The 11,976-nt window shown below is 65.5% G+C and carries 15 protein-coding genes; 4 read left to right on the forward strand and 11 right to left on the reverse strand.

Annotated features, from left to right (window positions below; all coding sequences use genetic code 11):
• Positions 1-6: 6 nt before the first annotated feature.
• From SFB74_RS28650 to SFB74_RS28670, 5 genes are all read right to left on the reverse strand, one after another.
• Complete coding sequence (locus SFB74_RS28650; RefSeq protein WP_432727808.1) at positions 7-2,316, reverse strand: methyl-accepting chemotaxis protein; 2,310 nt, start codon at positions 2,314-2,316, stop codon at positions 7-9.
• Between the two features lie 45 nt (positions 2,317-2,361).
• Positions 2,362-2,895, reverse strand: coding sequence for a chemotaxis protein CheW (locus SFB74_RS28655; RefSeq protein ID WP_176663434.1), 534 nt, complete (start codon positions 2,893-2,895; stop codon positions 2,362-2,364).
• 19 nt (positions 2,896-2,914) lie between these two features.
• The gene (locus SFB74_RS28660) at positions 2,915-3,280 is read right to left on the reverse strand and encodes a response regulator (protein ID WP_093304503.1); all 366 of its coding nucleotides are present in this window, start codon (positions 3,278-3,280) and stop codon (positions 2,915-2,917) included.
• On the reverse strand, positions 3,280-3,678 hold the full coding sequence (locus SFB74_RS28665) for a response regulator (protein WP_019656274.1): 399 nt from the start codon (positions 3,676-3,678) through the stop codon (positions 3,280-3,282). The genes SFB74_RS28660 and SFB74_RS28665 overlap by 1 nt, the downstream gene beginning before the upstream one ends.
• A gap of 84 nt (positions 3,679-3,762) precedes the next feature.
• Entirely contained in the window at positions 3,763-3,933 is a 171-nt protein-coding gene (locus SFB74_RS28670) for a rubredoxin (protein ID WP_007838397.1), read from the reverse strand.
• Between the two features lie 111 nt (positions 3,934-4,044).
• Between SFB74_RS28670 and thiD the strand changes: the two genes are divergently transcribed.
• Genes thiD through SFB74_RS28685 form a run of 3 tightly spaced genes read left to right on the forward strand, consistent with a single transcriptional unit; the run spans position 4,045 to position 6,781 of the window.
• The gene (gene thiD / locus SFB74_RS28675) at positions 4,045-5,007 is read left to right on the forward strand and encodes a bifunctional hydroxymethylpyrimidine kinase/phosphomethylpyrimidine kinase (RefSeq protein ID WP_432727809.1); all 963 of its coding nucleotides are present in this window, start codon (positions 4,045-4,047) and stop codon (positions 5,005-5,007) included.
• A 4-nt stretch (positions 5,008-5,011) separates the two neighbouring features.
• The gene (gene hemL, locus SFB74_RS28680) at positions 5,012-6,292 is read left to right on the forward strand and encodes a glutamate-1-semialdehyde 2,1-aminomutase (RefSeq protein ID WP_432727810.1); all 1,281 of its coding nucleotides are present in this window, start codon (positions 5,012-5,014) and stop codon (positions 6,290-6,292) included.
• A gap of 3 nt (positions 6,293-6,295) precedes the next feature.
• Entirely contained in the window at positions 6,296-6,781 is a 486-nt protein-coding gene (locus SFB74_RS28685) for a hypothetical protein (RefSeq protein ID WP_432727811.1), read from the forward strand.
• A gap of 99 nt (positions 6,782-6,880) precedes the next feature.
• Here the strand turns inward: SFB74_RS28685 and purH are convergent, their stop codons facing one another.
• The 3 genes from purH to dusB are packed head-to-tail and all read right to left on the reverse strand — an operon-like array spanning position 6,881 to position 9,825.
• Positions 6,881-8,488: a bifunctional phosphoribosylaminoimidazolecarboxamide formyltransferase/IMP cyclohydrolase gene (gene purH, locus SFB74_RS28690; protein ID WP_432727812.1), complete on the reverse strand. Its 1,608-nt coding sequence runs from the start codon at positions 8,486-8,488 to the stop codon at positions 6,881-6,883.
• A 16-nt stretch (positions 8,489-8,504) separates the two neighbouring features.
• Positions 8,505-8,741, reverse strand: coding sequence for a Fis family transcriptional regulator (locus tag SFB74_RS28695; protein WP_007838304.1), 237 nt, complete (start codon positions 8,739-8,741; stop codon positions 8,505-8,507).
• A 19-nt stretch (positions 8,742-8,760) separates the two neighbouring features.
• A complete protein-coding gene (gene dusB, locus SFB74_RS28700) occupies positions 8,761-9,825 on the reverse strand; it encodes a tRNA dihydrouridine synthase DusB (protein ID WP_432727813.1) in 1,065 nt (354 codons plus the stop codon).
• Between the two features lie 174 nt (positions 9,826-9,999).
• Here dusB and SFB74_RS28705 point away from each other — a divergent pair, with 174 nt between their 5' ends.
• A complete protein-coding gene (locus SFB74_RS28705) occupies positions 10,000-10,470 on the forward strand; it encodes a YqaA family protein (protein WP_125949473.1) in 471 nt (156 codons plus the stop codon).
• Positions 10,471-10,482: 12 nt separating this feature from the next.
• Here the strand turns inward: SFB74_RS28705 and SFB74_RS28710 are convergent, their stop codons facing one another.
• From SFB74_RS28710 to SFB74_RS28720, 3 genes are all read right to left on the reverse strand, one after another.
• A complete protein-coding gene (locus SFB74_RS28710) occupies positions 10,483-11,157 on the reverse strand; it encodes a glutathione S-transferase (protein ID WP_432727814.1) in 675 nt (224 codons plus the stop codon).
• A 112-nt stretch (positions 11,158-11,269) separates the two neighbouring features.
• Positions 11,270-11,455, reverse strand: coding sequence for a hypothetical protein (locus SFB74_RS28715; protein ID WP_126471195.1), 186 nt, complete (start codon positions 11,453-11,455; stop codon positions 11,270-11,272).
• Positions 11,452-11,973 (reverse strand): zeta toxin family protein, encoded by a 522-nt coding sequence (locus SFB74_RS28720; RefSeq protein WP_432727815.1) that lies wholly within the window; start codon positions 11,971-11,973, stop codon positions 11,452-11,454. Before SFB74_RS28720 ends, SFB74_RS28715 begins: the two co-directional genes overlap by 4 nt.
• Positions 11,974-11,976: the final 3 nt, after the last annotated feature.

Raw genomic sequence — 11,976 nt, forward strand, 5'->3', positions numbered from 1 at the left:
CTGTTGTCAGGCAATCTTGAAACGGGCCACCGAACGACGCAGTTCTTCGGCCATCTGCGAGAGTTCGCGCACCTGCTGGGCCGTGGTACGCGTACCTTCTCCGGTCTGTTCCGTCACCGCGAAAATGTGCTGGATGTTCGCGGCCACCACGTTGGCCGAATCGGCTTCGCGGGAGGCGGATTGCGAAATCTGCTCGATCAGGTCGGCGAGTCGGCGCGACACGCGGTCGATCTCGGACAGCGCGGTACCCGCGTTGTCGGACAGCTTGGCCCCTTCGACCACACCCTGCGTGGAACGCTCCATGGCGCCCACCGCGTCCTGCGTGTCGGTCTGAATCGCCTTCACCAGCGCCGAGATCTGGCGCGTGGCGTCCGCGGAGCGCTCGGCCAGTCGCTGAACTTCTTCCGCCACCACCGAGAAGCCCCGACCGGCTTCACCGGCGGACGCTGCCTGAATGGCGGCGTTCAGAGCCAGCACGTTCGTCTGTTCGGTAATGTCCGAGATCAGCTCGGTGATTTCACCGATCTCCTGCGAGGATTCGCCCAGGCGCTTGATCCGCTTGGAGGTTTCCTGGATCTGGTCGCGGATGGAGTTCATGCCGCCGATGGCGTTCTGCACGGCCTGCAGGCCCGAGGACGCGGCCTGCAGCGACTGGCGCGCCACCGTGGCGGACTCTTGCGCCTGCGTGGACACGCCGTTGATTCGTTCGGCCATGGTCAGCACCGACTGGCCGGTTTCGCGAATCTCGCGCAGCTGTTCGGTGGAAGCCGCCAGCAGTTCGGTCGAGGTGCTTTCCACCTGCGACGTCGTCTGCGCCACGCGGGTCGCCGTGTTCTGCACGTTGCCCACCAGCAGTCGCAGTTCTTCCACCGTGTAGTTCACCGAGTCGGCGATGGCGCCGGTGATGTCCTCGGTCACGGTCGCTTCCTGCGTCAGGTCGCCTTCGGCCACTGTCTGCAGTTCGTTCATCAGCCGAAGAATGGCGGCCTGGTTGGCGTTGTTCACGCGGCTGGCTTCGTCGGAAGCCTGTTCGGCGGCCAGACGCTCGCGTTCGGCGACGGCGGCGCGTTCGCGGCCTTCGCGCACCTGCACGAAACCGATGGCACCGGCGAGTGCCAGGGCGGCCAGCGACAGCACGAACAGCAGCACGATGGTGCCGGCGCCCAGGCCGGTGCGGGCGGAGAGCTTTTCCTGCAGGTCGCCGAGCGACTTACGCAGCGGCTCGCTGTCGGTCAAGATGGATGCCTGCGCTTCGCGCGCGGCCACCAGGCCCTGCAGGTTGCCCAGAATGGCCGATGCCTGCGTGCGCATCTGCTCGTAGGTCTTCAGGATGGCTTCGAGCTGCTGGCGCGTCTGCGGGTCCTTAGAGCCGGGGAAGCGCTGCTGCGCATTGCCGTCGAGCAGGCCGCGGGTGGTTTCCTGGAAGGTGTTCAGGTCCTTGCCCAGCAGGAACACGGCGTCGGGGTTCACGCCCTCGACCGTGAAGAACTCGTTGGTCGACTTGCCGATGCGCTGCGTCAGCATCACGAGCTGGCCGGCGGCCGAGATCTCGGGCAGCGTGGCGTTCTGCTGCATCTTCAGCGAGGCGACGGTTTCCGTCATCTCGAGCAGCGTGGACGACTGCTGGTTGATGTCGCGCAGAGCGGCGCCCACCTGCGTCAGGATCTGGCGCTGGGCCAGCACGACCTTGGCGCTCGCGTCGGCGCGGCTGACGAGAGGATTGATCTTGTTCATCTCCTCGTCGTACTGGTTGCCCACGCGCTCCAGGCGCAGGGAGTCGTCGCCGTTGGTCAGGCCCTGCACGCGGCGCGTGAGGTCGTCCGCGGCGTCCTTCACTTCGACGAAGGCCGACGCGCTGCCGACGAGGGCCTGCGAGATCGACTTGGCGAGACGCTGCGACTGCATCAGCGACTGGCCGGTGGCCGCCACCTGCTGCGCGAGGCGTTCGGCGCGAAGAATTGCGGAGCCTGCGACCAGCAGCAGCAGCAACACGACGATCGCCAGCATGATGGCCAGGATACGCTGCTGCTTCGCGGGGTTGGAGCCCGCACGGCCGCCGGTGGCGTCGGGCAGTGCCTCGACGGCCGCGGCGCCGGGTTCGTTGGCGGCGTCGCCGCCGCCGGGCAGGTCGACGTCGCCGAAGCTGGTGTCGGCGGGCGCGGCGCCCTTCTTGGCGAGGCGCACGGTTTTCTCGTCCGGAACCTGGACGGTGTCGACATCGTCGATCGATATCGAACCGGAGCCATCGACGCGGGCCTTGTCGTTCCCGTTGCTCACGGGCAGTAATTTCTTGAACTTGTCGGCGATCGAGCTCACGGTCGGTCCTTCAGGTGGTTTCCGGTACGGCGTGCGGGGGCACTGCTACGCACCAATACTCAAAAACTGGGGTTGCTGCGAAAGCGCCTGCAGGTTGACTTCCTGCCAGCGCTCCCCCGCCGCGTCGGTAAACAGATGCCCATGCCAGGCAGGTGCTTCTGCGCCAGGAGGCTCGGACGCCGTGAAGGCCTCCGCCCCCCGCAACCCCGCCAGTCGATCGACCAGCAATGCGCAGTTGACTTCGAGCAGCTCGTTGAAAGCAACGAGCCGCGACTGGATGCGGGCCGCCTCGGTGGCGGCCAGCGCGGTAGGAACGCCGGTGGCGAATGCCGAAAGCTGCACGACGCCGTACAGGCCGCCGCGCAGGTTGGCAACGCCGAGGAACCACGGCTCCGTGTAGGGCACGGGCTGCGGTGGCGTCCAGGGAAAGATTTCGCCGGCGTGTCCCAGCGGAAAGAGGTATTTGCCCTCGCCAGCCTCGACCGCCAGCCACGTGGCGGCCACGCCCGTCGTGCGAGCGGCCTGCAGGCGGCTCGCCAGCCGGGACTGGAAGGCTCTCAGAGCATCGCGATTCGCCATGGACTCGGCAGGCTTTCGCTCAGTTCAGCGCGCTGATCTTGGACATCAGGTCGGCTGCGTTGACCGGCTTCACGATGTAGTCGCGAGCGCCCTGGCGCATGCCCCAGACACGGTCGGTTTCCTGGTTCTTGCTGGTGCACAGGATGATCGGGATGGCGGCGTACTTCGGGTCGCGGGCGATGGCGCGCGTGAGCTGGAAGCCGTTCTGGCCGGGCATGACCACGTCCATGAGGATCAGGTCGGGGTGCTCTTCCTCGAGGCGGCGCATGGCGTCGTCGGCGTTTTCCGCCGTCTTGACGGCAAAGCCGTTCTTCTGGAGGAGGTCGGACAGGAACACCAGTTCCGTCTTGGAGTCGTCGACGACGAGGATTTTTCGAATAGGCATTACTGCGCTTCCTGTTGAACGGTGCCAAACTGCTGCACGGCCTGCAGCAGCTGGTCTTTGGTGAAAGGCTTGGTCAGGTAGTCCTGGGAACCGACCATGCGGCCGCGTGCCTTGTCGAATACACCGTCTTTCGAAGACAGCATGACGACCGGGACGTTGGAAAAGTGGGCGTTGCGCTTGATGATGGCGCAGGTCTGGTAGCCGTCGAGACGCGGCATCAGGATGTCGCAGAAAATCAGATGCGGCTTGTGGTCGTTAACCTTGGAGAGCGCGTCGAAGCCGTCTTCCGCGAGAAGAACCTCGTGCCCACCCTGCTTCAGAAAAATCTCGGCACTGCGCCGGATGGTGTTGCTGTCGTCGATGACCAGCACCTTGTAACCAGATCCATTCGGGCCCATTGCAAACGCTCCTGCTCATGAGACTTGGAAGCCCGCCGCGCCGAACACCGACGCAGACCGCGTAGCTCTATCTATGCCATGCTTTCAGATTTCAACCATTTCGAAGTCTTCCTTGCGCGCACCGCACTCAGGACAGGTCCAGTTCATCGGGACATCGGCCCAGGCCGTGCCTGCCGCGATGCCGTCTTCCGGTACACCAACCGCTTCGTCATAGATCCACCCACAAATCAGGCACATCCAAGTTTTCGTATTCATCGGAGCTTAAAGTCCTTGTTCATTAAATGCAACGAGTGTATCTATGCGTATCTCTCTGGCAGACTGTAAACGTCGCGCCTATGCCACCATCCAGGGGATTCCGCACGGCGTATGACCATCTACTTACTTCCAGCAGACAACGCCCGTAAACCGGGCGATCTTAACGACCCCTCGCAGGATGACGGCCAGCCGGCCGAACACGACCTGAATCCCCCCTGCGTGCTGGTGTTCAATGCCAGCGATCCCAGCGGCGCGGGCGGGCTGGGCGCAGACGCCCTGGCCATGGGGTCGGTAGGCGCACACATCCTGCCGGTCGTCACGGGGGCCTACGCCCGCGACACGGCCGAGATTTTCGACCACTTCCCCTTCGACGAGGAAGCCATCGCCGAGCAGGCGCGCTCGATCCTGGAGGATGTTGAGGTCCAACTGATCAAGGTTGGCTTCGCCGGCACCACCGAGGCGCTCAGCACCATCGCGGAAACCGCCGCCGACTATCCGGAAGTGCCCGTGGTGGCGTACATGCCCAACCTGTCGTGGTGGGACGAGAACCTGATCGAGCCCTATCTGGACGCTTTCCGGGAGCTTGTTCTGCCCCAGACGACGGTGTTGGTTGGAAACCACAGCACCCTGTGGCGCTGGCTGCTTCCGGACTGGAACGGCGATCGCCCGCCCGGCGCGCGCGACATCGCCAAGGCCGCCGGCGAGTTCGGCGTGCCCTACACGCTGGTGACCGGCCTGGTGCTGCCCGACCAGTTCATCGACAACGTGCTAGCCTCGCCGCAGTCGGTGCTGGCCAGCGAGAAGTACGAGCGGCTCGAGGCCGTCTTCGCCGGCGCGGGCGACACTCTTTCGGCCGCGCTGGCCGCCCTGCTCGCCAGCGGCACCGACCTGGTGGCCGCGACCACGGAGGCGCTGGCCTACATGGACCGCTGCCTCGACGCGGGCTTCCGCCCGGGCATGGGCCACGTGCTGCCCGACCGCCTGTTCTGGGCCGAACCCGAGGACGACGAAGACGGCGAGGACCCCGACGCCCCGCCCGATTTCGCCCTCCCCCCACACGACACCCGACACTGATCCGATGACCGACCGCAACGACATTCTTTTCGAGCGCGCCCGCGCCGTGATTCCCGGCGGCGTGAACTCGCCCGTGCGCGCCTTCAAGGCCGTGGGCGGCACGCCCCGCTTCGTCCAGCGCGCCCAGGGCGCCTATTTCTGGGACGCCAACGACAAGCGCTACATCGACTACATCGGCTCCTGGGGCCCGATGATCCTGGGCCACGGCCACCCCGCCGTGGTCGAGGCGGTGCAGAAGGCCGTGCTCGAAGGCTTCTCGTACGGCGCGCCGACCGAACGCGAGGTCGAGCTGGCCGAGGCCATCCTCGCGCTGGTGCCGTCGATGGAGATGGTGCGGCTGGTCAGCTCCGGCACCGAGGCCGCCATGAGCGCCCTGCGCCTGGCGCGCGGCGCCACCGGTCGCAAGAGCATCGTCAAGTTCGAGGGCTGCTATCACGGCCACGCCGACGCGCTGCTGGTGAAGGCCGGCTCCGGCCTCGCCACCTTCGGTAACCCCACCTCCGCCGGCGTGCCGCCCGAGGTGGTGCAGCACACCATCGTGCTCGAGTACAACAACCTGCAGCAGCTGGAAGAAGCCTTCGCGCTGCACGGCAACGACATCGCCTGCCTGATGATCGAGGCGATCGCCGGCAACATGAACTTCGTGCGCGCCACGCCCGAGTTCGCCCGCCGCTGCCGCGAGCTCTGCACGCAGCACGGCGCACTGCTGGTCTTCGACGAGGTGATGACGGGCTTTCGCGTGGGCCTGCACGGCGCGCAGGGCGTGCTGGGCATCAAGCCCGACCTCACGGTACTCGGCAAGGTCATCGGCGGCGGCATGCCGCTCGCGGCCTTCGGTGGCCCGCGTTCGATCATGGAGCAGCTCGCGCCGCTGGGGCCGGTCTACCAGGCGGGCACGCTGTCGGGCAACCCGGTGGCCACGGCCTGCGGCCTCGCCACGCTGAAGGAAATCGCGAAGCCCGGTTTCTACGAGGCGCTCGGCAAGAAGACGCGCTCGCTCGTCGACGGACTGAAGGCCGCAGCCGCGGCCGAAGGCCGGCCCTTCAGCGCCGACAGCGAAGGCGGCATGTTCGGCTTCTTCCTGATGAACGACCTGCCCCAAAACTATTCCACCGTGATGACAACCGACAACGCGAAATTCAATGCGTTGTTTCACGGTTTGCTGGATCGCGGCGTGTATATTGCGCCCGCGCTTTACGAAGCAGGTTTCGTGAGCGCAGCCCACAGCGACGACGACATCGCCGCCACCATCGAAGCCGCACGACAAATCTTCAGGACACCCTAGCCCATGAACTCCCTGCGCACGCTGCCGGTTCTGAGCATCGCTCTTCTCATTCCCGGCTTCGCGGCAGCGCAGGAGTCGTCCTTCGATCCGAAGAACATCTGGATCAACCCGGGCTTCTATTCCGCGCACTTCGACAGCGGCAAGGGCCTGGAGAACGTCAACCAGGGACTGGGCTTCGAGTACCCGCTGAACGACACCTTCCGCGTCACGGCGGGCACCTTCCGCAACAGCGATCGCCGGCAGTCGAACTACGTGGGCCTGTACGCGCTGCCATTCGAGTTCTACGGCGTGAAGTTCGGCGCCGTGGTGGGCGGCTTCGACGGCTACCCGAACTACCGCAACGGCAACTGGTTCCCCGCCATCCTTCCGGTGGCCGCCATCGAAGGCAAGAACTGGGGCCTCAACATCGCCTACGTGCCGACGATCAAGAACCGGCTGTACGGCGCGGTCACCTTCCAGCTGAAGTACCGCTTCGGCAACCACGAGTAGCGGCAACCGCAACCTTCGTCGCCCATTGAAAAAGCCGGCATCGCTGCCGGCTTTTTTCGTGGAGGCCGCTCTGCCTGCAGGACGGCTGCGCCTTCATCGTCAGTGGCGGAAATGCCGCACGCCCGAGAGCACCATCACCACGCCGCGCTCGTCGGCAGCGTCGATCACTTCCTGGTCGCGCATCGAGCCGCCCGGCTGGATCACGCAGCTCGCGCCCGCGTCCACCACCACGTCGAGGCCGTCGCGGAACGGGAAGAAGGCGTCGCTGGCCACGGCCGTGTCCTTCAGCGACAGGCCGGCGTGCTCGGCCTTGATGCTGGCGATGCGCGCCGAATCGAGGCGGCTCATCTGGCCCGCGCCCACGCCCATGGTCATGCCGTTGGCGCAAAACACGATCGCGTTGCTCTTCACGTACTTCGCGACCTTCCATGCGAACAGCAGGTCCTGCAGCTGCTGCGGCGTCGGCTGCTTCTTGCTGACCACCTTGAGGTCGCTGGCGGCGAGCTCGTGGTTGTCGGCCGTCTGGATCAGCAGGCCCGAGCCCACGCGCTTCACGTCCATGGCGTTGCGGCCGTTATCCCAGTCGGTGGAGCCGCCCTTGGGCAACGCGATCTCGAGCACGCGCACGTTGAGCTTGGCCTTGGTGGCCTGGAACACCTCGAGCGCCTCGGGCGTGTAGCCGGGCGCCATCAGCACTTCGACGAACTGCTTGGCGATTTCCTGCGCGGTCGCGCCGTCCACCGGACGGTTGAAGGCGATGATGCCGCCGAAGGCCGAGGTCGGATCGGTCTTGAAGGCCTTGGAGTAAGCCTCGGCCGCGTCCTTGCCGATGGCCACGCCGCACGGGTTGGCGTGCTTCACGATCACGCAGGCGGGCACGTCGAAGCTCTTCACGCACTCCCACGCCGCATCGGCGTCGGCGATGTTGTTGTAGCTCAGCTCCTTGCCCTGCAGCTGCTTCGCCGACACCAGCGAGCCGGGCGCCGGATGCAGGTCGCGGTAGAACGCGGCCTGCTGGTGCGGGTTCTCGCCGTAGCGCAGGTCCTGCACTTTCACGAAGCGGCCGTTGCTCTGCGCCGGGAAGAGCGAACGCTTGGGCGCGGGCTGGCCGATGCTGGCGTCGAAGTCGATGGCCGAGAGGTAGTCGCTGATCGCGCCGTCGTAGTCGGCGATGCGGTTGAACGCGGCCACCGAGAACGCGAACTTGGTCTTGTCGCTGAGCTTGCCGTCGGCCTTCAGCTCGGCCAGCGCCACGGCATATTGCGAGGAGTCGGTCAGCACGCCGACGTCCTTCCAGTTCTTGGCAGCGCTGCGCACCATGGCCGGGCCGCCGATGTCGATGTTCTCGATCGCGTCTTCCAGCGTGCAGCCGGGCTTGGCCACGGTGGCCTCGAACGGATAGAGGTTGACCACCAGCAGGTCGATGGTGTCGATGCCGTGTTCCTTGATGGCGGCCACGTGCGCGGGCAGGTCGCGGCGCGCGAGCAGGCCGCCATGGATCTTCGGGTGCAGCGTCTTCACGCGGCCGTCGAGCATTTCGGGAAACCCGGTGTGGTCCGCCACTTCGGTGACGGGCAGACCCGCGTCGGCGAGCAGCTTGGCGGTGCCGCCGGTGGACAGCAGCTTGATGCCCAGCGCATGCAGCGCCTGGGCGAATTCGAGAATGCCGGTCTTGTCGGAAACGGAGATGAGTGCTGTCTGGGCCATTGGATATGCCGTGGGGTTATTTCAGGAGTTTGTGTTCGACCAGCTTCTTGCGAAGCGTGTTGCGGTTCAGGCCCAGCCATTGCGCGGCCTTCGATTGATTGCCCTCGGCGCGCGTCATCACGACATCGAGCAGGGGCTTCTCGACCACGCGCACGAGCATTTCGTACATGCCGTCGGGTTCGGTGCCGCGCAGATCGCGAAAGTAGCTGTCCAGACTGGTGCGCACGCAGTCCTCGATGTGTTTCTTGCTCATTGCTTCTTCTTTTCCTCTCTCAATGGACGGCGCAGGCCGCCTCCTCTTCTTCGCCCGGCATGTCGTCGCCCGCCGGGCTCTGCACGGGCATGCGGTCCATGTGGTCCGCCAGCCCGTCGAAATAGTCGCCGACCGCGCGCAATTGCTCGGCACAGTCCTCGATGGTGTTCATGCGTGCGCGAAACGCCTCGCCCTCGGGCAGCGTCCGCACGTACCAGCCGATGTGCTTGCGCGCCGTGCGCACACCGCTGTAGTCGCCGTAGAGCGCATAGTGCTCCACGAGATGGTCGAGCAGCAAGCGGCGAACTTCCACCACCAGCGGCGGCGCACGATGCGTGCCGGTTTCCAGGAAGTGCGCGATCTCGCGGAAGATCCACGGCCGGCCCTGCGCGGCGCGGCCGACCATCACCGCATCGGCGCCGGTGGCCGCGAGCACGTCGCGCGCTTTCTCGGGTGAATTGATGTCGCCGTTGGCCACCACTGGCACGCGCACTGCGGCCTTCACGGCGGCGATGGTGTCGTACTCGGCGAAGCCCTTGTAGCCCTGCTCGCGCGTGCGTCCGTGCACGGTGAGCATCTGCACGCCGGCCGATTCGAAGTCGCGCGCCAGCTTCACCGCATTGCGATGCTCTTCGCTCCAGCCGGTGCGCATCTTGAGCGTGACCGGCACGCCGAAGGGCTGCGCCGCGTCGACCACGGCCTGCACGATCTCGAGCGCCAGCGGCTCGTCGCGCATCAGCGCCGAGCCCGCCCACTTGTTGCAGACCTTCTTGGCCGGACAGCCCATGTTGATGTCGATGATCTGCGCGCCGCGCTCGATGTTGTAGACCGTGGCCTCGGCCATCATGGCCGCATCGGTGCCGGCGATCTGCACCGCGATGGGGCCCGGCTCGCCGTCGTGGTTGGCGCGGCGCGATGTCTTGAGCGAACCCCAGAGTTCCTTGCGCGAAGTGACCATCTCGCTGACCGCGTAGCCGGCGCCGAGTTCGCGGCACAGCATGCGGAAGGGACGGTCCGTCACGCCGGCCATGGGCGCGACGAACAGGCGGTTTTCCAGCGTGTGGTTGCCGATCTGCAAGGTCATTTGGAAGGGGAGCGTGCGCGTTCGGCTGCTGAAAAATGAGGCACGATTGTAGCCACGCCGCATTTCAGCGACTGAAACGATTTGCGCCTCGGTACCCCGTACAAATACCGGTGCGCGCCGGGGCTTTCTCCCACGCAGTTGCGGCACCGCCGCTGCCTATACTGCGCCGACCTTATGGAAGCCTGGCTCGACTCCCTCCTTGCACTGCTGGCGCTGCCGCAATACGGTCTCTCGACCCTGTTCGTGGCCGCCTTCGTCTCGGCAACGCTTCTGCCGGTGGGCTCCGAGCCCTTTCTCTTCGGCCTGCTCAAGCTCAACCCCGAGATGTTCTGGCCCGCCATCGCGGTCGCCACGGTAGGCAACACGCTGGGCGGCGCGGTCGACTGGTGGATGGGCTACGGCGCGCACAAGGTGGCCGACAAATACTCGCACTCGAAACATCATGTGCGCGTTCTGGGTTGGCTCGAGAAGCTCGGCCCGAAGGCCTGCCTGCTCAGTTGGCTGCCGCTGGTGGGCGATCCGCTGTGCGCGGTAGCGGGCTGGCTCAAGCTGCCGTTCTGGCCATGCGTGGCCTACATGGCGATCGGGAAATTCCTGCGCTACGTCACGATGACGGTCGCGCTGCTCTACGTGTTCCCCTCCTGAGGAACCGGGAGCTCAGTTCAGCAACTCGTAGGGCCCGCCGCGCTCGAGCGCGCGCTTGTATGCGGGGCGCGAATGGATGCGCTCCAGATACGCCATCAGCTTCGGCCGCTTCGCATCGAGCCCGCCACGCGCCCGCGCGGCCTCGACCACGAAGCTCATCTGGATGTCCGCGCCCGTGAACGCATCGCCGGCGAACCATTCGCTCTTGCCGAGCTCGGCTTCCATGTAGTTCAGGTGGCTCGCGATGTTCGGATTGATGAACGCCGACTTCGTCTTCGCCGCGATCGCCTTGGCGATCGGCTTCGCGAAGAAAGGCATCTTCGCCGTCTCGATGCGATCGAACACCAGCTTCAGCAGCAGCGGCGACATGGCGGTGCCTTCGGCGAAGTGCAGCCAGTAGCGATAGCGAAACGCCTCCGGCGAACCCGCCGCGGGCGCGAGACGGCCGTTGCCGTAGCGCTCGATGATGGTCTCGATGATCGCACCCGACTCCGCGAGCGTCTGTCCGTCATCCGTCGTGACAACCGGTGACTTTCCCAGCGGATGAACGGCCCGCAGCGAAGCGGGCGCCAACATGGTCTGCGGATCGCGCTGGTAGTGGACGATCTCGTAGGGCAGCTCGAGCTCTTCGAGCAGCCAGAGCACGCGCTGCGAGCGGGAGTTGTTGAGGTGGTGGACGGTGAGCATGAGGTGGATTTGGCTAGCAAGAAAGGAGCGCGCGGAGTCTAGCGCCGGGTCTGCTAGACCGACAGATGGCCTGCGATATCGTGCCGACAGCTGCCGGCACGTTGATCGGTGCCTACTTCACTCCAGCCTTGCGCAGTTCTTCAGCCGTGATGCGAACCGGCTTCTGGCCCCGCTGCACCACGATGGCGGTGTTGGTGCGCACTGCGGCTTCGCGCGCCGCCCGCGCTGCGCGCCGGATCGCGATCAGCGAAGCGGCGAGATCCTTGTCCTTTGCCTGCGCGAGTTGATCACTGGTCACGGTGCTTCACCCCATTCAATGAGAGCCGGCTCCTCACCGGCGTTGTCGTACAGCGCCCAGGCATCCACAGCAGCGCGATAACTGCCATCGAAGTTCCTGCGTCCTGCCTCGAAGCGGCGGCGAATCACATCTTCAGGAATGTGATGCCCGCCCTGCCGGACACGTTCTGCCACGCGTGCAACAGCAAATTCTGCCGTCGGGAGTGCCAGAAAGAAAAGACTCACGTGATAGCCCGATGCTCTCCATGCGCCGATGTGGCGCAGGTAGCTCAGCCCCGACAACGTGGTCTCGAAAGCAAAACTCTCCCGGCGACGCACGCATTCCGCGATCTCTTCCAGCATCAGACGACCGGCCTTGATAGCTTCCGCTTCCGGGGCGAAGGGCGACAGTCCCGCCGCAATCAGATCGGCATTGATGAAGCGCGAGAGCTGCGCTTCCTGCGGAAGAAAAGCACGGGCGAAGGTGGTCTTGCCCGCGCCATTGGGGCCCGCGATGATGACGATCTTGGGACTACTCATCAA

It is taken from the genome of Variovorax xiamenensis (assembly GCF_050916385.1).
Lineage (GTDB): Bacteria > Pseudomonadota > Gammaproteobacteria > Burkholderiales > Burkholderiaceae_C > Variovorax.

What these genes read in the sequence shown, in the direction of transcription:
- SFB74_RS28655 (WP_176663434.1), bottom strand. Translation starts at nt 2,895, where the DNA reads ATGGCGAATCGCGATGCTCTGAGAGCCTTCCAGTCCCGGCTGGCGAGC.
- SFB74_RS28660 (WP_093304503.1), bottom strand. Translation starts at nt 3,280, where the DNA reads ATGCCTATTCGAAAAATCCTCGTCGTCGACGACTCCAAGACGGAACTG.
- SFB74_RS28665 (WP_019656274.1), bottom strand. Translation starts at nt 3,678, where the DNA reads ATGGGCCCGAATGGATCTGGTTACAAGGTGCTGGTCATCGACGACAGC.
- SFB74_RS28670 (WP_007838397.1), bottom strand. Translation starts at nt 3,933, where the DNA reads ATGAATACGAAAACTTGGATGTGCCTGATTTGTGGGTGGATCTATGAC.
- thiD (WP_432727809.1), top strand. Translation starts at nt 4,045, where the DNA reads ATGACCATCTACTTACTTCCAGCAGACAACGCCCGTAAACCGGGCGAT.
- hemL (WP_432727810.1), top strand. Translation starts at nt 5,012, where the DNA reads ATGACCGACCGCAACGACATTCTTTTCGAGCGCGCCCGCGCCGTGATT.
- SFB74_RS28685 (WP_432727811.1), top strand. Translation starts at nt 6,296, where the DNA reads ATGAACTCCCTGCGCACGCTGCCGGTTCTGAGCATCGCTCTTCTCATT.
- purH (WP_432727812.1), bottom strand. Translation starts at nt 8,488, where the DNA reads ATGGCCCAGACAGCACTCATCTCCGTTTCCGACAAGACCGGCATTCTC.
- SFB74_RS28695 (WP_007838304.1), bottom strand. Translation starts at nt 8,741, where the DNA reads ATGAGCAAGAAACACATCGAGGACTGCGTGCGCACCAGTCTGGACAGC.
- dusB (WP_432727813.1), bottom strand. Translation starts at nt 9,825, where the DNA reads ATGACCTTGCAGATCGGCAACCACACGCTGGAAAACCGCCTGTTCGTC.
- SFB74_RS28705 (WP_125949473.1), top strand. Translation starts at nt 10,000, where the DNA reads ATGGAAGCCTGGCTCGACTCCCTCCTTGCACTGCTGGCGCTGCCGCAA.
- SFB74_RS28710 (WP_432727814.1), bottom strand. Translation starts at nt 11,157, where the DNA reads ATGCTCACCGTCCACCACCTCAACAACTCCCGCTCGCAGCGCGTGCTC.
- SFB74_RS28720 (WP_432727815.1), bottom strand. Translation starts at nt 11,973, where the DNA reads ATGAGTAGTCCCAAGATCGTCATCATCGCGGGCCCCAATGGCGCGGGC.